This is a genomic window from Streptomyces sp. NPDC002580, assembly GCF_042889485.1.
GTDB lineage: Bacteria > Actinomycetota > Actinomycetes > Streptomycetales > Streptomycetaceae > Streptomyces.
In genome coordinates, this window is sequence record NZ_JBIAQZ010000009.1 from 32550 (window position 1) to 53733 (window position 21184).

The 21184-nt window shown below is 69.3% G+C and carries 18 protein-coding genes; 11 read left to right on the forward strand and 7 right to left on the reverse strand.

Features of this window, described 5'->3' with window-relative positions:
- Positions 1-19 precede the first annotated feature (19 nt).
- From ACFYW7_RS26220 to ACFYW7_RS26245, 6 genes are all read right to left on the reverse strand, one after another.
- A complete protein-coding gene (locus ACFYW7_RS26220; RefSeq protein ID WP_389506516.1) occupies positions 20-754 on the reverse strand; it encodes an ABC transporter ATP-binding protein in 735 nt (244 codons plus the stop codon).
- A complete protein-coding gene (locus ACFYW7_RS26225) occupies positions 751-2586 on the reverse strand; it encodes an ATP-binding cassette domain-containing protein (RefSeq protein WP_389506518.1) in 1836 nt (611 codons plus the stop codon). The genes ACFYW7_RS26220 and ACFYW7_RS26225 overlap by 4 nt, the downstream gene beginning before the upstream one ends.
- Entirely contained in the window at positions 2583-3452 is an 870-nt protein-coding gene (locus tag ACFYW7_RS26230; protein WP_389506520.1) for a branched-chain amino acid ABC transporter permease, read from the reverse strand. Before ACFYW7_RS26230 ends, ACFYW7_RS26225 begins: the two co-directional genes overlap by 4 nt.
- A gap of 8 nt (positions 3453-3460) precedes the next feature.
- Complete coding sequence (locus ACFYW7_RS26235) at positions 3461-4621, reverse strand: ABC transporter substrate-binding protein (protein WP_389506522.1); 1161 nt, start codon at positions 4619-4621, stop codon at positions 3461-3463.
- A gap of 108 nt (positions 4622-4729) precedes the next feature.
- Positions 4730-6481, reverse strand: coding sequence for a thiamine pyrophosphate-binding protein (locus ACFYW7_RS26240; RefSeq protein ID WP_389506524.1), 1752 nt, complete (start codon positions 6479-6481; stop codon positions 4730-4732).
- Positions 6478-7980 carry an aldehyde dehydrogenase family protein gene (locus ACFYW7_RS26245; protein WP_389506526.1) on the reverse strand — a complete coding sequence of 501 codons (1503 nt, stop codon included), beginning with the start codon at positions 7978-7980 and terminating at the stop codon, positions 6478-6480. Before ACFYW7_RS26245 ends, ACFYW7_RS26240 begins: the two co-directional genes overlap by 4 nt.
- Positions 7981-8191: 211 nt before the next feature.
- On the opposite strand from ACFYW7_RS26245, the gene ACFYW7_RS26250 reads away from it, so the two are divergent.
- The 11 genes from ACFYW7_RS26250 (at position 8192) to ACFYW7_RS26300 (ending at position 19170) form a co-directional block, all read left to right on the forward strand.
- Positions 8192-8959, forward strand: coding sequence for an IclR family transcriptional regulator (locus tag ACFYW7_RS26250; protein ID WP_389506528.1), 768 nt, complete (start codon positions 8192-8194; stop codon positions 8957-8959).
- Between the two features lie 49 nt (positions 8960-9008).
- On the forward strand, positions 9009-10217 hold the full coding sequence (locus tag ACFYW7_RS26255) for a CaiB/BaiF CoA transferase family protein (RefSeq protein ID WP_389506530.1): 1209 nt from the start codon (positions 9009-9011) through the stop codon (positions 10215-10217).
- The gene (locus tag ACFYW7_RS26260; protein WP_389506532.1) at positions 10214-11035 is read left to right on the forward strand and encodes a citryl-CoA lyase; all 822 of its coding nucleotides are present in this window, start codon (positions 10214-10216) and stop codon (positions 11033-11035) included. The genes ACFYW7_RS26255 and ACFYW7_RS26260 overlap by 4 nt, the downstream gene beginning before the upstream one ends.
- A 194-nt stretch (positions 11036-11229) precedes the next feature.
- The gene (locus ACFYW7_RS26265; protein WP_389506534.1) at positions 11230-13377 is read left to right on the forward strand and encodes a PQQ-binding-like beta-propeller repeat protein; all 2148 of its coding nucleotides are present in this window, start codon (positions 11230-11232) and stop codon (positions 13375-13377) included.
- Between the two features lie 130 nt (positions 13378-13507).
- Positions 13508-14488: a ThuA domain-containing protein gene (locus ACFYW7_RS26270; RefSeq protein WP_389506536.1), complete on the forward strand. Its 981-nt coding sequence runs from the start codon at positions 13508-13510 to the stop codon at positions 14486-14488.
- Positions 14489-14568: 80 nt separating this feature from the next.
- Positions 14569-14700, forward strand: coding sequence for a pyrroloquinoline quinone precursor peptide PqqA (gene pqqA, locus ACFYW7_RS26275; protein ID WP_351870347.1), 132 nt, complete (start codon positions 14569-14571; stop codon positions 14698-14700).
- Between the two features lie 12 nt (positions 14701-14712).
- Positions 14713-15612 carry a pyrroloquinoline quinone biosynthesis protein PqqB gene (gene pqqB / locus ACFYW7_RS26280; RefSeq protein WP_389506538.1) on the forward strand — a complete coding sequence of 300 codons (900 nt, stop codon included), beginning with the start codon at positions 14713-14715 and terminating at the stop codon, positions 15610-15612.
- Positions 15609-16373: a pyrroloquinoline-quinone synthase PqqC gene (pqqC, locus tag ACFYW7_RS26285; RefSeq protein WP_389506540.1), complete on the forward strand. Its 765-nt coding sequence runs from the start codon at positions 15609-15611 to the stop codon at positions 16371-16373. The genes pqqB and pqqC overlap by 4 nt, the downstream gene beginning before the upstream one ends.
- Positions 16366-16632, forward strand: a complete 267-nt coding sequence (gene pqqD / locus ACFYW7_RS26290; RefSeq protein ID WP_389506542.1) for a pyrroloquinoline quinone biosynthesis peptide chaperone PqqD — start codon at positions 16366-16368, stop codon at positions 16630-16632. The genes pqqC and pqqD overlap by 8 nt, the downstream gene beginning before the upstream one ends.
- On the forward strand, positions 16629-17744 hold the full coding sequence (gene pqqE, locus ACFYW7_RS26295; protein ID WP_389506544.1) for a pyrroloquinoline quinone biosynthesis protein PqqE: 1116 nt from the start codon (positions 16629-16631) through the stop codon (positions 17742-17744). Before pqqD ends, pqqE begins: the two co-directional genes overlap by 4 nt.
- Before the next feature lie 688 nt (positions 17745-18432).
- Entirely contained in the window at positions 18433-19170 is a 738-nt protein-coding gene (locus ACFYW7_RS26300) for a D-Ala-D-Ala carboxypeptidase family metallohydrolase (protein WP_389506546.1), read from the forward strand.
- Positions 19171-19501: 331 nt separating this feature from the next.
- Here the strand turns inward: ACFYW7_RS26300 and ACFYW7_RS26305 are convergent, their stop codons facing one another.
- Positions 19502-21091: a hypothetical protein gene (locus tag ACFYW7_RS26305; RefSeq protein ID WP_389506548.1), complete on the reverse strand. Its 1590-nt coding sequence runs from the start codon at positions 21089-21091 to the stop codon at positions 19502-19504.
- Positions 21092-21184 lie beyond the last annotated feature (93 nt).

Genomic DNA, 21184 nt, shown 5'->3' on the forward strand with positions numbered 1-21184 from the left:
CTTTCAGGGAGGGGAGGATTCAAAGTCCCAGGTACACCTCCCGCACCCGCGGGTCGTGGCTGAGTTGTGCGGAGGTGCCGCGCATGGCGACCTGACCGTTTTCCATCACGATGCAGTGACTGGTCACCCCGAAGGTGAGCTTGGCGTTCTGCTCCACCAGGAGCAGGCTCAGTCCTTCCTCGCGCAGCCGCAGCAGCACGTCGAGGATGTTGCCGACAAGCTTCGGCGACAAGCCCATGGACGGTTCGTCCAGAACCAGCAGACGCGGACGGGTCATCAAGGCGCGGCCGATGGCGAGCATCTGCTGCTGCCCGCCGGACAGCGCCCCTGCCAGACGCTCGCGCATCTCCTTGAGCACGGGAAAGAGGGCGTAGACCTCCTCGAGCTGCTGGTGGGTTTCCTTGTCCCAGGCACGGGAGTAGGCACCCAAAAGGAGGTTCTTCTCGACAGACAGCCCGGGAAAGACGTGCCGGCCCTCAGGAACGTAGCCGATACCGTGGCGGACCATGTCGCGGGCCTTGACCCGGGTGAGGTCCTTGTCGCCGAGACGGACGCTGCCGCCGCTGCGCGGGACCAGCCCCATGAGCGCCTTGAGGGTGGAGGTCTTGCCGGCGCCGTTGGCGCCGATGATGCCGACGGACTGGCCGGGCTCCACGCTGAAGTCGATAGAGCTGACAGCCTGGACACCGCCGTAGTGCACGCTCAGTTCCTGCACGCTCAGGCACTCTGCGGCGTTGCCTGCGATGACCTTCACGAGGTCGCCTCCTTCGCACGGTCGGGCTGGTCGGCGGCCTCGGGAGTGTCCATGCCGAGCTCGGCCAGGTCGGACTCGCCGAGATAGGCCTCGATGACCTCCGGCGTAGTCACGACCTGCTGCGGGGTGCCCTCCGCGATGACGTTTCCGCTGGACAGGACGGTGACCTTCTCGCACAGCGACATCACCAGCCCCATGTTGTGCTCGATGAGGATCACGGTGGTGCCGCTGTCCCTGATCGAGCGGACGATGCGGATGAGCTGCTGCACCTCCTCGCCGTTGAGACCGGCAGCCGGCTCATCCAGCAGCAGCAGCCGGGGCCTGGCTGCCATGGCACGGGCGATCTCGATGCGGCGCTGGATGCCGTACGGCAGTGCCGTGGGGTCGGCGTCCGTGAAGTCCGCGAGCCCGAAACGCTCGAGCACCTCGTCCGCCTGCGCCCGCAGTCGACGCTCGTGCGCCCACACTCCCGGCTGCCACACGGCGTACTGCCAGATCGACCGGGTGCGGCTGCGGTCGAGCGCGACGAGGATGTTCTCCCGCACGGTCAGCTGCCCGAACAGGCGCAGGTTCTGGAAGGTGCGGGACAGGCCGGCCAGTGACAGGACGTAGGGCCGCGCGGTGGTGGTGTCGCTGCCGGCGAAGCGGACCGTGCCCGCGGTCGCCCGGTAGAAGCCGCTGATCACGTTGAACAGCGTCGTCTTCCCGGAGCCGTTGGGACCCACGATCCCCCTGATCTCGCCCTCGTTCACGGAGAGAGAGACCTCATCGAGCGCTCGCAGTCCGCGGAACTGCTTGGTGACGCCTTCCACCGCCAGCAGCACATCCGCGGTCTCCGGACGCTCGATCGGAGAGTAGGGCGTGAAGGGCCGCAGCTCAGCGCGGACGGACTCCTTGCCGCGCCGACGCTCGTACACGCCGCGCAACCGCGCCGGGACGCCCGCGAGACCGGTCGGCGCGAATACGACCATGAGGACGACGACGATGCCGTAGCCCAGTTGGGCGTAGGTGGAGAAGTCCGAGAGCCATTCCCGGACCAGGGTCAGCCCGATGGCTCCGACCACACAGCCCACCAGGGACCGGCGGCCGCCGATGATGACCATCGCCAGCAGGATGAACATGTTCCCGATGGAGAACGTCTCCGGTGCGACGTAGCGGATGAGCCCCGAGTAGAGGACTCCGGCGAGGCCGCCGTAGAGACTGGCCAGGAGGAAGGCCGTCATCCGCAGCAACGGGATCTCCGCCCCCATCGCCCCGGCTGCCAGGGAGTCGTCGCGCATGGCGCGCAGGCGCCGGCCGAGCGAGGTGCGGACGACGAAGAGGCCGAAGACGAGCGCGAGGCCGAAGACCACGGCTTCCAGGTAGTAGTAGAGGTACTCGCTGGACAGATCGATGCCCGGCAGTGTGGGGCCGGGGACACCGGAGATGCCGTCGGCGCCGCCGGAGACGTGGGCGTTGGTGATCCAGTTGATGAATCCCAGAGCGAGACCGAGGGTCACGATCCCCAGATAGTGCGACTGCATCCGCAGGGCTGGAATGCCGACGAACAGGCCGGTGATGACGGTGGCCAGGACGGCGAGCAGGGCCGCGGCCCAGAAGCCGTACCCGTAGTGGGTGGTGAGGATGGCCACCGTGTAGGCGCCGACGCCGAAGAAGGCGACCTGGGAGAGGTTGATCTGGCCGGAGATTCCCATCGCCAGGCCCATCCCGATCGCCAGCAGGGCGTAGATGAGGGCGATGTTCACGACGTGGATGGTGTAGCTCCCCAGGCCGTAGGGGAGTACCCAGGCGGCGACGATGATCGCGCCTGTCGTGCCGATGCGGGTCTTCATGCGCGGCTGACCGTCCTCTCGCCGAAGATCCCCGTGGGCCGGATCATGATCGCCACGGTGAAGACCAGGAACGTGACCAGGACCGAGTAGCCCTGGAAGTGGCCGGCGGCGTAGGAGTCGAGAACACCGATGGCCACGCCGCCCACAACCGCCCCCTGGATCGAGCCGAAACCGCCGAGCATCGCCGCGGCGAAGCCCTTGATGCCCAGCGCCCCGCCGAGGGAGGCGTCGACGTAGAGCATGGGGCCGACCAGGCCGCCCGCGAGGGCGGCCAGTCCGGCTCCGATGGCGAAGGCCAGGGCGTTGCTGCGGCCCACGTCGATCCCCACGGCGGTGGCCGCCTCGTGGTCCATCGCGACCGCCTGCATGGCCGCCCCGCGCTTGGTGCGCGACAGGAAGAAGGCCAGGGCGACGACGGCGATCGCGGCGACCGCCATGACCAGCAGGTCGTAGGTGCGCACCCGGATACCGAAGAAGTCCAGAGGCGCGGCGTGCAGGGGCGAGGGGACGGCGCGGCCGGTGGTGCCCCAGATGAGGACGGCGACCGCCTGCAGCACGATGCCGAAGCCGATCGTGCCGATGAGCATGAGGTCGAAGTCCTTGTTCTCCAGCGGGCGCAGCACCCGTTCGATGACCAGGCCGATGGCCCCGGTGACCACGATGGCGGTCACCATGGCCACGGCGAAGGGCAGCTTGGAGGTGAGGTAGAACGTGGACGCGGCGTATGCGCCGATCATGGCGATGTCCGCGTGCGCGAAGTTGACCAGCCCCATCGTGCGGTAGACGAGGGAGAAGCCCATCGCGACCAGGGCGTACACGGCCCCGAGACTCAGACCGCTGACGAGCGTCTGCAGGGTGTCTTGCACGTCGTCCCTCAGTTCTGCGCGACGAGCGCGCCGGACTTGATGACTCCGATGCTGGTCCTGGTGATGCCGACGCCGTCGGCGCCGTACCGGAATTGCCCGAGCAGGCCCTCGTACCGGGTCGCACGGATCGCGTCGGCGAGCTTCTTGCCGGTCGCCACCTTGCTGTTCTTCAGCGCGGTGAGCAGGATGCTGGTGCCGTCGTAGGCCTTGGCGCCGTGCAGTTCGGCCTCCTCGCCGTAGGCGGTCTTGTAGGCGGCGGCGAACTTCTGCGCTGCCGGGCTGGCGTCGTTGCTCAGGTAGGGCGAGCTGACGATGGTGCCTTCCGCCGCCTCCTCGCCGGCGGTCTGCGCGAAGACCGGCGTGCCCTGCGGCGCCGCACCCGCGAACGGGACGGTGATACCGAGGTCGCGGGCCTGCTTGACGATCAGGCCGGCCTCGACCTCTTCCGAGCCGATGAAGATCACCTGCGGCTTCTTGGCACGGATCTTGGTCAGGGCGGCGCTGAAGTCCTTCTGGTCGGTGGTCACGACCTGGTCGGTGACCGGGGTGACGCCGAGGTCCTTGGCGGCCTTGGTGAACGCGTCGTGCTCACCCGTACCGAAGGAACCGTTGTTCGTGATCAAGGCGATCTTCTTGTAGCCCTTGGTCTGTATCAGGTACTTGGCCAGGGTGCTGTCGTAGGTGGTGCTGGTCGGGCCGTTGAGGAACAGGAACTCGCTCTTGAGCGCCACGAGCCCGTCGGACTGACCGGAGGTGATGTTGGGGATGCCCTCCTGCTTCAGAACGGGCGCCATGGCGATGGTGACCGCGCTCTCGGCGGTGCCGATCATCGCGATGTAGTTCTCGCTGGAGATCTTGCGGGCCAGGTTGGTGCCCGTGGTGGGGTCGCCCTGGTCGTCGAACGACTTCAGCTGGATCTTGCGGCCGTTGATGCCGCCCTTCTTGTTCCACTCGTCGACGGCGAGCTTGGCGCCCTTGTACTCCCAGTCGCCCAGAGAGGAGAGCTGGCCGCTGCGGGCGTTGACGACGGCGATCTTGATGGGGCCCGAGTCGGAGCTGCCGCTCTTGTCGGAGTCGCCGGGGGCGCTGCAGGCGGTGAGGGTTGCGGCCACGGCGATGGCGGCGGCGAGCAGGGTGCGTGGAGCCGAAGGCTGGGAGATGCGGGACATGATGGTCACCTCGTCGGTGTCGGTGGGTTGGCAGGCAAGGTGGGGGGAGGCGACGCGAACCCCGCCGGCCCGTGCTGCCAGGGCCGGCGGGCGTTGCACAAGTGGGGATCAGAGAGCGTCGGCAGGGAAGCGGCCGGCGTAGATGTCCTTGATGTTCCAGTGACCCGGGGTGGGCACCGGCTCGTTGACCATGGGGACGTCGAGGACGGCCGGGCGGCGGCGGGCGATGGCGTCGTCGAGTGCCTTGCGCAGGTCGCCAGGTGCGGTGACGGTGTAGCCGTCGGCGCCGCAGGACTCGCCGTACCGCGCGAAGTCCGGGCTGTAGGGCCGGCCCTCGGCGTCGGTGAACTCGCAGCCGTAGGAACGCCCGAAGGAGGAGGCCTGCAGGTCGGCGATGGTTCCGTGGGCGCGGTTGTTCATCACCACGAAGATGACGGGCGCCCCCTGCTCGACCGCCATTGGTACCGCGGGCAGTTGGGCGCTCATGCCGCCGTCACCGATGAGGGCGACCACGACGCGCTCGGGCCGGGCGATCTGCACGCCGACGGCCGCAGCCGGGCCGAAGCCCATGGTGGAGGCGCCTCCCGGAGTGATGAAGCGGCCTTCCTCGGGCAGTTCGTAGCACTGCGCGACGCCGTTCTTGTTCCAGCCGACGTCGGTGACCAGGATCGCGTCGTTCGGCAGGGCCTCGCGCAGGTCGGTCAGGATGCGCTGGGGACGCAACGGGAAGTTGTCGCTGCGACCGGCCTCACGTGCCGCGTCGAACACACCGGTTCGCGCGGCAGCGATGCTCTCGCGCAGGCCCGGACGGGAGACGGGCGCGCTCCGGCGGGCCCGGACCGCTGCACCGATCTTCTCCAGGGCGAGTTCCACATCCGCCACGGCACCGATGTGCACGGGGTAGTTGCGGCCGATTTCGGCGGGGTCGATGTCGACCTGCAGCAGCCGGCTCGGCGGGAAGTTCCAGGTGTACGTCGCGTCCCAGGAGCTGGAGTCGGTCTCGGCGAAGCGGGTGGCCAGCGCCAGGACGACATCGGCGCCCTTGGTGCGTTCGTGGGTGCTCTCCAGTCCCCAGAAACCGGGCATGCCCAGCAGCAGGGGATGACGGTCGGAGACGACGCCCTTGCCCATCAGGGAGTGGGCGAGCGGGATGTCGAGGTGCTCGGCGAGGGCCAGCAGTTCGGCGCGGGCCCCGGGGCTGCGCAGGCCGCCGCCGAAGTAGATCAGAGGCCGCTGCGCCTGCAGCAGTTCCTGGGCGATCCGGTCGGCGGTCGCCTCGTCCAGGCCGGGCCGGCCCAGGTGCCCGGGCAGCGGGTGGCCGCCGTCGTAGGGCGCGACCGGCCGGTTGAACAGGTCCATCGGAACATTGATCAGAACAGTGCCGGGGCGGCCGCTGACGGCGGTGAAGAAGGCCCGCTCGGTGACGCGCGGGATGTCCTGGACCCGCTGGACCTCCCAGGTGCGCTTGCAGAAGGGCCGGTAGATCGCGGTCTGGTCGGCGTCGGCATGGAGGTTGACCTCCTGATGCGGGTGCCGGCCGTAGTAGTAGGAGGGGATGTCGCCGGTGATGACGACCAGCGGCACGGAGTCCAGGGCGGCCGTGGCGACGCCGGTGACGGCGTTCATCATGCCCGGCCCCACGTGGGTGAGCAGTACTCCGGGGCGGCCGGTGGCCCGGGCGTAGCCGTCAGCTGCGTGGGCCGCTGCCTGTTCGTGCCGGGCGATCACGAACTCGATCGAGCTCGGGCCGAGTGCGTCGAGCAAGGCGATGTTGGTGTGCCCGCAGGTGCCGAAGACGTACTCCACGCCGTAGGACTCGAGCTGGGCGACGAGGGCTTCGGCAGCGGTCACAGTGGTCACGAGTCCTCCTTGGGCAGCTCGCGGCTGTCGCCCCAGATGGACAGTCCGCGCAGTACGAGGGTCTTGACGACGGTGTAGTCCTCGATGAGCCACCGAGGGGCCTCGCGGCCGAAGCCGGAGTCCTTCACACCGCCGAACGGAACATGGTCGAGACGGAAGTTGGAGGTCCCGTTCACGATCAGTCCGCCGACCTCCAGGCGTCGCCAGGCGGTCAGGATGCGGGTGATGTCGTGGGTGAACAGGCCGGCCTGCAGTCCGTACCGGCTGGCGTTGCACTGATCGAGGACGGTGTCGAAGTCGTCGAAGGGCAGGACGGCGACCAGCGCGCCGAACACCTCGTGCACGACCACGGAGGCATGGACGGGCGGGTCGGCGACGATGGTCGGGGCGGCGGTGGCGCCGTCCCGGGTGCCGCCGCGGATCACGCTCGCGCCCAGCCGGCGTGCCTCGCTCGACCAGGCCACCACGCGTTCGGCCGCGGTCTCGTCGACCATGGAGCCGACATCGGTGCGCTCGTCGAGGGGATCACCGACGACCAGCGCGTCGACCGCGGCGGTGAAGGCGTCGAGGAATTCGGCGTAGCGGGACCGGTGGACGTAGACACGCTGCACGGAGATGCAGCTCTGGCCGGAGTTGCTGTATCCGGTGCGGGCACTGATCCTGGCAGCTGCCGCGGCGTCGGCATCCTCGCACACGATCGTGGCGGCGTTGCCGCCCAGTTCCAGGGCGAGCCGCTTTCGGCCCGCGGCCCGGGCCACGGCGGCACCCGTGTCGGCGCTGCCGGTGAAACTGATGACGCTGACCGGATCGGCGGCACACAGTGCGGCCCCGACATCACCGCCGCCGTGCAGCAGCTGGACCGCCTGGTGGGGCATGCCGCTGTCCAGGAGCAACGCGACGACGGCGGCCGAGATGGCCGGCGCCTGCGGCGGGGCCTTGACCAGGGTGGTGTTGCCCGCCGCGAAGGAGGCACCGAGCTTGTGGGCGAGGAGGTTGGCCGGCGCGTTGAACGGCGTGATGGCTAGTGCCACTCCGGCGGGCGCCCGGTAGGTGAAAGCGGTGTTGCCGATGCCGGTGTTCCAGCCGGCCACGGGCAGGGTCTCACCGTCGATGCGGCGGGCCTCGGCCGCGCAGACCGCGAACGTGGAGGCCACCCGTTCGATCTCGGTGCGGCTGTCCTTGACGGGTTTGCCCAGTTCAAGAGCGAGTAGGCGGGCGAGCCGGTCGCGGTGGGCGAGCGCGTTGCGTGAGGCGGTCTCCAGGATGTCGGCCCGGGCGGCGGGTGCGAGGTCGGCCATCTGCCGCGCGTAACCGCCGGCCTGCGTGACCGCTGCGCCGACCTCACGCTCGGTCGCGGCAGGGGCGCGGCTGACGATGCGCCTCAGATAGGGGCCGGTGCGATCCGTGGGAGGGCCTTCGCCGCCCCAGGATCCGGCGGTGTAGGGGAGGGCCTCGACCACATCGTTCTGGTCTGCGGCCTTGAGGAGGTCTTGCAGCATCACGTCTCCAGAAAAAACCATCTGATGGTTTCCGTGGACTGCTCTGTGGACTGGCGTGTAACGTACGGGCGCCGAGAGGCCGTGGCAATAGGTCGGCAAGAGGAAGTTGAAACCAGCGGTTTTCGAATGGACCTTGGCTGGTGGAAGCTGTCCCCTCGAGCGCCAAGCCCGACAACGGGCCGCGCGGCCGACCACTGACGAAGGAGAGCGCATGGACACGGAGCAAGGACAAGGCGGCGTACGCAGCGTGCGCCGGGCTCTGGACATCCTGTCGCTGCTGACCGAAGATCAGCCCACCGTTCCCCTCAAGGACATGGTCGACGCGACCGGCCTGCCCAAGACGACCGTGGTGCGCCTCGTCCAGACGCTGGAGCAGTACGGACTGTTGTGGGCGACGCCCGGCGGCTACACGGCCGGTCCCGGCCTGTGGCGCTGGGCCCATCTGGCCCACACCAGCTGGGAGTTGCCGCCGGACACGCAGAAGCTGTTGCGTGAACTGGTCGACCGGCGCGGCGAGACGGCGAATCTGATGATCCGCCGCGACATCCACCGTGTCTGCGTCGCCCAGCAGGAAAGCCCTCAGCCTCTGCGGCATGTGGTGCGCGTGGGCGACGAACTGCCGTTGTGGGCCGGCGCTTCGTCGAAGGTACTGCTCATCGGGGCCACCGATGGGCTGCTGCAACGGGTCGCCGCAGCCTCACCGCACGGCGTGGCCCATGTGCAGCAACTGCGGCTGTGGGCCGACGAGGCCGCCGGCCACGGGTACGCCACCAGCCACGGCGAGCGCGACATCGGCCTCACGGCCGTTGCCGTGCCCATCCGCACCCAGTCGGGTGTCACGGTCGCCTCCCTTTCGCTGAGCGGCCCCAGCGCGCGCATCACGGAGCAGGACATCGAGGTGTTCGCGGACGACCTGCGCGAAACAGCCGCACGCATCGCCTCGCAGGGCTTCCACCACCCCCTGGGGCCGCGCACCTAACCACGCCGGCAGCGGCACCGCAGCAGGCGCCGCTGGAAGGAGACGTCATATGCACGTTCGCCCACTAGATGGAATACGCGTTCTGGATCTCACGAACGTGCTGGCTGGCCCCTACTGCAGCTACCAGCTCATGCTCATGGGTGCCGAGGTGGTCAAGATCGAGCGTCCGGGCCAGGGTGATCTGGCCCGGAACCTGGGCCCCGATCCTTCTCTCAACCGGGACGGCGTCGGGGCGTCCTTCCTCGCCCAGAACGCGGGAAAGAGCTCGCTGGAGCTCGATCTCAAGGACACCGCCGACCGGGCCCTCTTTGAACGGCTCCTCTCCGGGGCGGACGTCCTGCTGGAGAACTTCCGGGCCGGTGTCCTGGACAGGATGGGCTACGGCGCGGAACGCCTCGCCCAGCTCAACGGACGTCTCGTCTACTGCTCCATCTCCGGCTTCGGACAGGACGGCCCGATGAGCGACGCGCCGGCCTACGACCAGATCGTCCAGGGCCTCACCGGCATGATGAGCATCACCGGCACGACCGAGACCGCGCCCCAGCGCGTGGGCTTCCCCGTCTGTGACACCACCGGTGGACTGATGGCCGCCTTCGCCATCAGCGCAGCCCTGCTCCACCGCGAACGCACCGGGCACGGCAGCCGTCTCGACGTCTCCATGCTGGAGGCATCGCTGTCCACCATGGGCTGGGCCGTCTCCAACTACCTGGTCAGCGGGATCCCACCCGAACCACTCAGCGACCAGAACCCCACCGCGGCCCCCTCCGGAACCTTCCACGCCCTGGACGGGCCCCTCAACATCGCAGCGAACCAGCAGCGCCAGTTCGAGGCGCTGTGCCGGCTGGCCGGCGCGCCAGAACTGATCACCGATGACCGTTTTGGCGAACGGGAACAGCGCAAGATCCATCGCGACGAGCTCAACACCGCCCTGAACGAGGCACTGTCGAGCCGTCCGGCCGCCGACTGGGAGCGCGAGCTGAACGCCGCCGGCGTGCCCGCCGCCCGGGTGCTCACCGTGCCCCAGGCCCTGGAACAGCCACAACTGGCCCATCGGAACTTCATCACCAGCCTCAGCCATCCAGGACGTCCCGGACGGCCACTGAATGTCGTGGGCAACGGCGTTCTCGTCGACGGGGAAGCCTTCAACCCGCCCTCTCCGCCGCCGCTGCTGGGCGAACACAACGTCCGCCGTGAGGAGATCGCGAGCCGCTGGCTCAACGCGGCCGCCCAGACAGCCGGAGAGGCCGCCGCGTCATGACCAGCGCTCACAACGACGCCGGCGACGCCGCACAGTGGTGGGCCACCGCAGTCAGCCACGTCGAACCCGGCAGCATCGAACTGCGCGACCACCCGGTGCAGGACCTCATCGGCACGGCAAGCCTGGTCGACATCATCTGGCTGATGCTGCGCGCAACCACACCCGCGCCACGCGAATCGTCCCTGCTCGAAGCCGCATTGGTCGCCGGTGTCGACCACGGACCCCAGGCACCTTCCATCGCTGCCGCCCGCATGGCGGCCACCTGCGGAGTCGGCCTCAACAATGCCGTCGCCACCGGTGTGAACATGCTGGGTGACTCCCACGGCGGGGCAGGCCAGCAGTGTGTGGAGATGCTCACCGACATCCGCGACCTCCATGCTCTGGGCGGCAGCTGGCAGGAAGCGGCCCAGGAGGTCATGGCCGACTGGCAGAGCCGCTCGCGCTACCTTCCGGGCTTCGGCCACCGCTTCCACCCCATAGACCCGCGGCGCGACCCGCTGATCCAGCTCGTCCAGCAGGCGGTCTCCGACAACGTCGTCGGCGGCAACTTCCTCAACGCCGCCCTCGCGGTCGAGGACATCCTCAAAAGACGCCGGGCCGGCGCCCGGCCCGTTCCGATGAACATCGACGGAGCCACCGCCGTCATCTACGCCGAGTTGGGCTTCTCCGCCCCGCTCGCCCGCGGCCTGTTCGTCCTCAGCCGCTCGGTGGGCATCCTGGCGCACGCGTGGGAGGAGAGCGGGCAGGGCCGCCGCAACAAGGGTCCGATCCCGCGCGACGTCCTTCCGGCCCGCCTGCCCCAGCCGAAAGACGTGTGAACAACCCGCGTCACAGGTCTTGTCACACCCCCGGCGCATCCCTAACGTAGCTTTCCGCCAATCGGCAACCATCGTACGGACCATCCGAACCGTACAGCGGACCATGATCCGCCCCGCAGCTTCCCTCCCCCCACCTGAGACTCCGCAGCCCCGCCACTGACGGGTATTTCAGGACTCGTCACGAAAGAGGGACCATGGACAGACGCAGCTTTCTCACCTCGACCGCAGCCGGAACAGCCACCACCGTCGCCCTGCTCAACGGCACACCCGCCCAGGCCGACACCGCCGACAACCTGGCGCGGCCGGTACCCGGCCAGACCCACGCCGCCACCGCCGCGAACTACCCCAAGGTCGGCGGCAACCTCGGCAACCACAGCTACTCCTCGCTCAAGAAGATCACCGCCGGCAACGTCCGCAAGCTCGGCGGCGCCTGGCACATCAACCTGGAGAACGGCTCCACCTCCTCCGCCCAGCAGTGCGCCGTCATAGCCCAGGACGGCGTGCTCTACCTGGCCACCACCCAGCAGAACGTCTTCGCCGTCGACGGCCGCACCGGCCAGGTGAAGTGGAAGACGAACATCGGCACCGACACCACCAACATGCGCGGCCTCGCCCTCGGCGAAGGCCTCGCGTTCACCATCTCCGGCGACAACTTGGTCTACGCCCTCGACCAGAAGACCGGCACCGTCGTGTGGAGCCGCGAGCTGATGGTCGAGGACCAGGGCAACCCGGACTGCGACCCCGCGTCCGGCCAGTGCGGCGGCAGCAAGGGCGGTCTCGCCGGAGCCGCCGTGTACTGGGACGGGCTCGTCTACATCGGCACCCAGGGCAGCACCGCCGGCGCCCGCGGCCGCGCCTACGCCCTCGACGCCCGCACCGGTGAGGTCGCCTGGGTCTTCTGGGGCACCCCGGGCCCGGGGGAGTTCGGTCACGACACCTGGGAGGGCGACACCTGGAAGACCGGCGGCGCCGTCTGCTGGATCCACCCCGCCGTCGACCCCGAACTGGGCATCGTCTACTGGACGTTCGGCAACCCCTATCCGCGCACGGACGGCTCCACCCGCGGCGGCGACAACCTCTTCGCCAACTGCCTGGTCGCCATGGACGCCAAGACCGGCGAGCGGCGCTGGCACTTCCAGTCCGTGCACCACGACATCTGGGACTACGACGGTGTCATGTCCCCCGTGCTCGCCGACATCCTGATCAAGGGCAAGAAGCGCAAGATCGTCGTCTATGGCAGCAAGACGGGCATGTATTACATGCTCGACCGCGCCACCGGCAAGCCGATCCACGGCATGGAGGAGCGTCCGGTGCCGCAGCACGCGGCCCAGAAGACCGCCCCCACCCAGCCGTTCCCCGGCGGCGAGCCCTTCGTCGAGACCGAGCCGCGTATAGACAAGGCCACCCGGCCGGTGCCCTTCTACCCGACCGGCGGCCTCTTCGAGGCCCACTGGGACCGTGCGACGATCATCTTCCCCGGCGCGGGCGGCGGCGCCGACTGGTCCTCCCCGTCCTTCAGCCACCGCACCGGCCTGGTCTACGTCGGCTACGGCCTCATCAACTCCGCCTACTCCAACACCCATGGCGGCCGCGTCAACACCGCACGGCCCCTCGGCGAGTACTTCGCCGGCGGCCTCGCCGCCGTCGACCCGCGTACCAACACCGTCGCCTGGCGCCAGGAAGGCGAATGGTCCCTCGCCCACGGCAACGGTGTCCTCAGCACCGCGGGCGGCGTGCTCTTCCAGGGCCGTCCCGACGGCGTGCTCACCGCCCTCGACGACCGCGACGGCAGCGAACTGTGGACCTGGCAGTGCGGCGCCGGCGTCAACACCAACCCGCTGACCTACGAGATCGACGGCGAGCAGTACATCGCCGTGCTCGCCGGCGGGAACGGCCTGCCCTACCCGGACATCCCCAGGGGCGACCACTTGTGGGCGTTCAAACTCGGCGGCACCGTGAAGCCTGCTGCGGCGCCCACCCCGCCGTCCAAGCGCAACCAGATCCGGACCGCCGCCGTGACCGGGGACACGGCCAAGAACACCATCACGTTGGGCAGGACCTGGGACAACGCGAAGAGTGCTCCCGGCGCCACCGAGAACCTCGTGGCCCAGAACGCCATGGCTCCTCAGCACCTGAGCATCGCCAAGGGCACCACGGTCACCTTCGTCAACCCCGCGGACAACAAGTCGGCGCACGGCGCCGTCTCCTTCTTCGAGGCCGAGTTCGACACCGGGCTCCTCATGCCGGGCCAGTCCTCCTCGTACACCTTCAACACCCCTGGTGAGTACTTCTACAACGACCCGATCGCCCCGCAGAACACCGGCAAGATCGTCGTCCAGTAGCAGCCCGCCCACTGCACCGCGCTCTCCTGGCCGCTTCGCGGCAGCCCTGCACGCCAGTGTCCGCTCCTGGCCCAGATTCCTTCCACGAGGCCGCCCCACCACGCTCTTTCGAACGACGTAAGGACGCCCCATGAGAACCGGACTCCGTATGCGCCCGCTCCATGCAGCACTCACCAGCGCCGCCACGACGGTCGGCATCACCGTCGCCCTGGTGGCCACCGGCACCCTCGGCATGGCGCAGGGCCGCATCGGCCAGGGCGCCCAGGAACTCGGCGACCCCGACTACGGCGTATGCCGCGGCGTCGACGCCCGCTGCTACCACAACTGGGGCAACTTCGACACCACCAAGGGCTTCAAGGTCCTGCTCTACACCCGCACCGCAGGCCCCCGCCACGCCAACCTCGGCCCGGTACTCGCCACAGGCATGAACCCGCCGCTCACCGATGCCAACGTCGTCCAGAAGGCCGTGCTCAAGCTGGGTGCAGACAACGGCTTCCAGGTCGACTACACCGAGGACGTCTCCCAACTCGCTTCACCTGCAACCCTGTTCAAGTACAACGCCGTCATCTTCTACTCCACCAGCCGCGACGCCCTCGACGACGCGGCTCAGACCTCTCTGCGACAGTACGTCCGAGGCGGCGGCGGATTCGTCGGCGTCCACAACGCGTTCGGCACCGAGTACAACTGGCCCTGGTACGAGGGCCTGCTCGGCAATGCCAACTTCTACGACCACGGCCCCTCGCAGCCCGGCACGGTCGAGACCGTCGACCGCAGGGACGTCTCCACGAAGTCGCTGCCCTCCAAGTGGAACTTCTCCGACGAGTGGTACAACCTCGTCCCCGCCCCGACGCGGGTGCGTGTGCTGGCCAACGTCGACGAGAGCACCCTCGCCAGGGGCGTGACCGGCAACTACAACCATCCCGGGCACGGCGAGAACCATCCCGTCGCCTGGTGCCAGTACTACGACGGCGGCCGCGCCTGGCTGACCACACTCGGCCACGACGCCAAGGACTTCTCCACCGACGGCTCCTTCGCGGGCGCCGCCGAGTTCCAGAAGCTCCTCCTCGGCGGCATCGAATCCGCCATGGGCAGGACGCCGTTCTGCAAGTGACGTCCGGCCGCAACCGGCCGGCCGGCTCCCGGCGCCCACCACGGCGCCATCACCCCTCCCGACAGGAAGGCAGGATCACCATGCACGACGAGACCCGCACCCAGCACCCGGCCGAGCCGGCAGCCCAGACCCCCGCGGGCTGGCAGAGCCCCGACTTCACCGTGGTCGACACCGCCCTGGAAGTCACCGCCTACTCGCTGCGCACGAAGTAGGGAGACGCCGCCGTGCTGCTGCGCATCCTCGGCACAGCGGCCGGTGGTGGCATACCTCAGTGGAACTGCGCGTGCCCCGGTTGCACCGGGGCACGCCGCCACCCCTCACGCCGACGCCTCCACGACGGACTGGCCCTCCAACCGGCGGACTCAGGGGCCTGGTTCCTCGCCAATGCCACACCGGACATCGCCGAGCAGCTCGAAAGCCACCCCGGCCTCAGGCCCGACGCCGGACAGGAACGCACACCCGTCGTACGCATCGTTCTCACCGATGCCGAACTCGACCACACCCTCGGCCTCCTGCGGCTCAGGGAAGCCTCCCGCATCGACATCTGGTGCACCGAACCCGTCCGCAAAGCTCTGACCACGCGCCTGGCCCTCAACGAGGTCCTTGCTCCCTACACCACGCCGAACTGGTACGACCTTCCCCTTGTCGGAGCCGAACACCCCACAGACATAGGCGGACTCGACGTCAGCGCCATCCCTCTGTCCGCCAAACGCCCCCGCTACGCCGCAGACGAACCCGTACACCCGGCCTGGAGCACCGCTCTCAAAATCAGCGACCGGGCCACCGGGAAGACCGCACTGTACGCGCCGGCCCTCGCGGCCTGGAACGACCGCCTCGACGACGAAATCGCCGACGCGGACTGCGTCCTGATCGACGGCACCTTCCTCACCGACGACGAGCCCTGCCGCACCGGCTTCTCGCAGCGCACGGCCTCCGCCATGGGACACCTGCCCGTCGAAGGCCCGCATGGCACCGCCCTCCGCCTCCAAGGAAGCGGCGGGCAGATCCTCTACACCCACCTCAACAACAGCAATCCACTGGTGGACCCGGACGATTCCGCACACGAACGGCTCGCCGGCCTGGGCCTGGGCGTTGCCGCAGACAGGATGGTGGTGTCTCTATGACCACGGCCGCACCCGACACCGCGCTCGTCACCCACCACCGCGCCACCGAAGAGGGCCCGGCACCCTGGACCGCGGACGAGCTGGAACGCCGACTGCGAGAACTGGCGGTCAGCCGCTACCACGACCGCCACCCCTTCAACCAGCGCATGCACGCAGGCCGGCTGGCACCGGCCGAACTGCGGACCTGGGTCGCCAACCGCTTCTACTACCAGTGCAACATCCCCGTCAAAGACGCTCTCATCCTGAGCAAGCTTCGCCTTCCCGCGCAACGACGGTCCTGGCTACGACGCATCCAGGACCACGACGGACACACCGACCAGGACGGCGGCATCGAGAGATGGCTCCAGCTCGGCGAGGCCGTCGGCCTGCGCCGTGACGAGCTGCTCGACCATCGACACCTCCTGCCCGGTGTCCGCCTGGCCGTGGACGGCTACGTCAACTTCTGCCGCAACGCCAGTGTGCTGGAAGCCGTGGCCTCGTCCCTGACGGAACTCTGCGCTCCGTCGATCATGCTGACGCGCCTGGAAACCTTTCCCCTGTACTACCCCTGGATCAAGTCCGTCGGCCTTTCGTACTTCCGGGGCCGCGTCCCCCAGGGCCGGCGAGACGGAAGCGAAGCCCTGGGCTGGGTACGCACGTGGGCCACCACATGCGGGCAGCAGGACCAGGCACTGGCCGCGCTGTCCTTCAAGTGCGACGTCCTGTGGAGCCTGCTCGACAGCGTTCAGCAAGCCGCCGACCAGGACTGCCACCATGCCTGACCCCTCAACCTGGCGTCCCCGCCTCCCGCCCGCAGCGCGCCTGCGTCACGACCGGGTCCGCCACACCGACGTCCTGCTCCTGCCCGAACGGGTCATCGTCCTGCACGGCTCCGGCCGGGCCGTCCTCGACCTCGTGGACGGCACCCGCACCGTCGACGAGATCATCGCCGCCCTCGCGCCGGAACCCGTCCCCGACACGATCCGCGACGACGTCACCTCGTTCCTGAACAAGCTCCACACGGAAGGCGGCCTGCGATGACGGCTCCCACCCCGCCCTGGGCCCTGCTGGCCGAACTCACCCACGCCTGCCCCCTGCACTGCGCCTACTGCTCCAACCCCCTGGAACTGACCCGCCGGTCGCAGGAACTCGGCCCCGCCCAGTGGGCCGACGTCTTCCACCAGGCGGCGGAACTCGGCGTCCTGCACACACACCTCTCCGGCGGCGAGCCCCTGCTGCGCAAGGACCTCGAGCAGATCACCCGTTCCGCGGTGGACGCGGGCCTCTACACCCAGCTGGTCACCAGCGGCGTCGGACTGACGGCCGAACGACTCGACGCACTGGTCGACGCCGGCCTGCACAGTGTCCAACTGTCCGTCCAGCACGCCGACGCCCGCCGGTCCGACGAACTCGCCGGCCATCCCGCCTTCACCGCCAAACAGCAGGCTGCCGCGCTCGTCAGGGAACGCGACCTGCCCCTGGGCGTCAACGTCGTCCTGCACCGGCACAATCTCGACGCCCTGGACGCACTGATGGAACTCGCCGTGGCCTGGGACGCAGACCGGATCGAGCTGGCCAACACACAGTTCTACGGCTGGGGCCTGCTCAACCGAGCCGCGCTCATGCCCAGCCGCGAACAGCTGGCCGCCGCCGGAGCGCAGGTGGAGGCCTGGAAAGAACGACTCGACGGCACTCTCGAGATCACCTGGGTGGTGCCCGACTACTTCTCCGGAACCCCCAAGCCCTGCATGGGAGGCTGGGGCGCTGTCTCGCTGACCGTCACCCCGGACGGGACGACTCTTCCCTGCCCGGCGGCGGCAACGCTGCCCGGGCTCGATGCGCCCAACGCCACCGAGCGGCCCCTGCGCTGGATCTGGGAGGAGTCACCCGCCTTCAACGCCTACCGTGGCAGCGACTGGATGCCGGACCCCTGCCGCAGCTGCGAACGGCGGACCGAGGACTTCGGGGGCTGCCGCTGCCAGGCATTCGCCCTCACCGGAGACGCGTCCCGTACCGACCCGGCCTGTTCACTGTCGCCGGACCACGCGACTCTGATCGATCTCGTGCGCCCCGGCACTCCGCCTGCGCTCGTACCTCGACGCCCTGCGGCAGCCAGCCGGCTCCAGGCGCGCACCGTACAGCACGTCACGTGAGAGCGTGCTTCTGATCTGAGGGATGCGTCCGTAACCCAGTCCGTAGGTGGCGCGTAGGTGCCCGGAGCCTGTGCTCCGGCCCTCCCGCTCTGTACCTCTGTTCCGCCCAGTCCGCGACTTTCCCGGATCGGCGTGCGGCCCGTCGGCCTCGTTGCGGGCGAAGCCATGCTCTGCGGCGGACCGGAAGGCTGCCCCAACTCTGGTGCCCTGTCCGACAAAAGGGGCGCGGTCCTGTCTGAAGCTTCTCCTTGATCTTGGACACCTGGAGACTGGGACCTGAGGTTCCAGAGGAAGCAGCACCAGGTGGGAAACAAGTACACGAAGCGGTACACCGAGGAGTTCAAGCGCGCTTGCGACGTGCTGCTCGTCGGCCCGGTCGGCGCCCGCGCTGCAGGAGGCGAACATCGCGGCGCGCCCGACCCACGCGGGAGACCGCACACGAGACGGCGGCAGGCTTCAGCACCGTCGGCCGCCGCTTCCGCATGCTGCCCCGCAGCCGAGTGCGGGCATGGCTCGGGCTGTCGCGCACCCTTGACGGGACGTAATCCGGGCGCTGCGGGCTATGTCGGACGCAGTGATCCGGGATCAATCCCGGTCCGACAAAACGCAGTTGCAGCATGGTTGACGCGCGTAGCATTGGCCGCCAAGCTCATGTCGTTCCATCCACCCCTCACGGCATGGAGGCCCTGTGCTGCAACGCGCCGCTCGACTGTTGACCGCCCTTGTCATGATCATGGCGGGAGTCCTGGCGGGCACCGTCGCCACCGCGGGAACCGCGCACGCCGACGGGTGTTACACCTGGAGCCGCACCCTGTCGCAAGGCTCCACCGGAGCCGACGTCACTCAGCTCCAGATCCGTCTCGGCGGCTACCCGGGCTACGGATCGGTCCTCGCCGTGGACGGCGAATTCGGACCGGCCACCGCAGCCGCCCTGACCCGCTTCCAGTCGGCTTACGGCCTGGCCGCGGACGGAGTCGCGGGCCCGAACACCTTCAGCAAGCTCTACGCCCTCCAGGACGACGACTGCACGCCGATCCACTTCACCTACAGCGAGTTGAACAACTGCAACAGCACCTGGGCCGGTGGCGCAGTCAGTGCCTCCGCGGCCAAGGCCAACGCGCTGCGCACCATGTGGAAGCTGGAAGCCCTGCGCCACGCACTCGGTGACCAGCCGATCAGGGTCACCAGCGGCTTCCGTTCCACGGCCTGCAACCAGGCCGCCGGCGGGGCGTCCAGCAGCCGTCATCTCTACGGGGACGCCGCCGATCTCGGCTCCGGCCCGCACTCCCTGTGCAAGCTCGCCCAGCAGGCCCGCAACCACGGCTTCCGAGGCGTCCTCGGCCCCGGCTACCCCGACCACAACGACCACACGCACGTCGACCACCGCTCGGGCCAGTTCTGGTCGGCCCCCACCTGCGGCATCTGACCCCGTCCGTCGAGAGTCTTCACCCGGTTCACGGGGCCTTCGACCACCCCGGAGCTCCACGGAAGGAGGGTGAGCCCGGCGGTGCCGGCGTCGAGGCTCTGCCCAGGAACCGGGCCAGGACGATGCCGTGGTGATCAAATCGTTGCCGCCCCGCCTGCAACCGCCTACAGCCCTCCCCTGTCCCGCAGTTGGCCGCTGAGGATGACTCTCTGGCCGGTGCGCCCGTACGCCCGGTCCGGGCTGCGAGGGAGCAGGCAAGACCTCGCTGACGGTGGGTGTTGCGGTTCGTATCCGCGAGGAGGGGCACTGACCGGTGGCTCGACCGACCCGGTCAATCCGAGACCGAGCAGTCCAGGATCCGCCCGTCCACCGTCCCTACGAGCAGCCGCTGTTGGTCCGCCCGGTACGCGGCGGACACCGGCGTGACCGGGTGGCCGTGCGCGTGCAGGGTGTGCCGGGCTCGCACCTCGCCCGTCGCCGTGTCCAGGGTCTCCACCTCACCGGTGAGATACACGACGTACATCCTCCGCTCGTCGCCGTCGAGATCGGCGAGCGGCTTGTCGGTGCCGTGCACCCAGCGCACCTCTCCGTCCGGCAGCCGGCGACTCACGACGTACGTGCCCTCGCGGGTTTCCGCGTGGGTTGCGCCCCGTTCGTACGACCGGCCCGCGTGGACGAGGGTGTGTGTCAGCTCGATGGCGGGGCCGTACCAGGGCTGGAGTGCGGACGCCGGATCCCAGCGCAGGGGGAAGAGGGCGCGCAGAGTGGCGGGGCCGTGGGCGCCTGGAGGATCGATCGCGTGGATCCACGGCGTGTCGTCGTCCGGACCGGGGCCGTCCACGTACAGCAGACGGGCGCTGTGTCTGACGCGCAGCGCCGGGGAGTCGGAGCGGCTGGGGGCGAGGTCGAGGCGTGCCGCCTCCTGATGCGTGGGGGCGAGCAGCAGCGCGGCGTGTGCCTCGCGCCCTTGCGGGCGCAGGGCGAGCCAGCCGTCGTCCGCGGCGCACAGTGCGGGGACCGACGGCACGTCCACGCAGTCCAACGCACCGCCGTCCGCCGTCGATATCCGCCGAACAGCGGTCGCGCGGTCGACCGGGCGGCCCGTCACCTCGTCGCGCCGGTAGCCCCGGTACGTCACCCACGCCGACTCCTCGTCGGGGGCCGCCTCGACCCGGACGCTCCCCTCCCCGCCCGCAGGAAGAGCCCACCTCGGCGCGCCCGACGGATCCCAGCATTCGAGGTCCGTGTGCCGGCCGGTGGCGAGCACCCGGCCGTCGGCCAGCACCGCCAGGTCCCGCACCTCCGCCCGCCGCCGCCACCGGCCCTCCGTCAGCCGCGCGAGGGTGTCCTCCACACGCGGGTCGTAGAGGAGCCCGCTCTCGACCATCGGATGGCGTGTGTCGTCGGGGTCGACCAGACCGGCCGGAGCAGACAGCCAGTCGTCCACCGCGACGGCCAGCTCGAAGCCGTCACGGAAGCCGCCGTCCTTGTCCTCGGGGGAGAGCAGCATCGCGAGTCTGCCGTCCTCCAGCCAGCGCAGGTGGCGCACTTGGCGGCTCTTGCTCAGCAGGTTCGTCACGCGCCCGGTCTCCAGGTGGAGCAGGAGCAGCTGTCCCTGAAAGTCCCACGAGCCGTCGTAGCGGCCGGTGCCGACGGCGACCAGCGGCAGCTCGGGGTGAGGCTCGATGGCACATACGGAGTAACGGGAGGCGACGACGTGGCGCGGACGGAGGGTGCCGGCCTCGTACACGCCGATCCGGTGGCCGAGCCAGTGGCCCGTACCGCGCCACATGACGTGCCCGAGGTCACCGGCCGCGATGACGCAGCCGTGACGCGCGTCGGTCACCGCCCACACGGGCCGGCCGATCTCGGCGAACGGCTGGTCCCCGAGTATCCGGCGGACGGTCAGCTCATCCGGCACGACGATCTCTCCCCCCAGGTGGCGCACAGTGTGCCAGGCCCGGCGCTTTCCTGCGGTCTTCCGGGGGAATCGACTCATCCGGGTACGTGATCG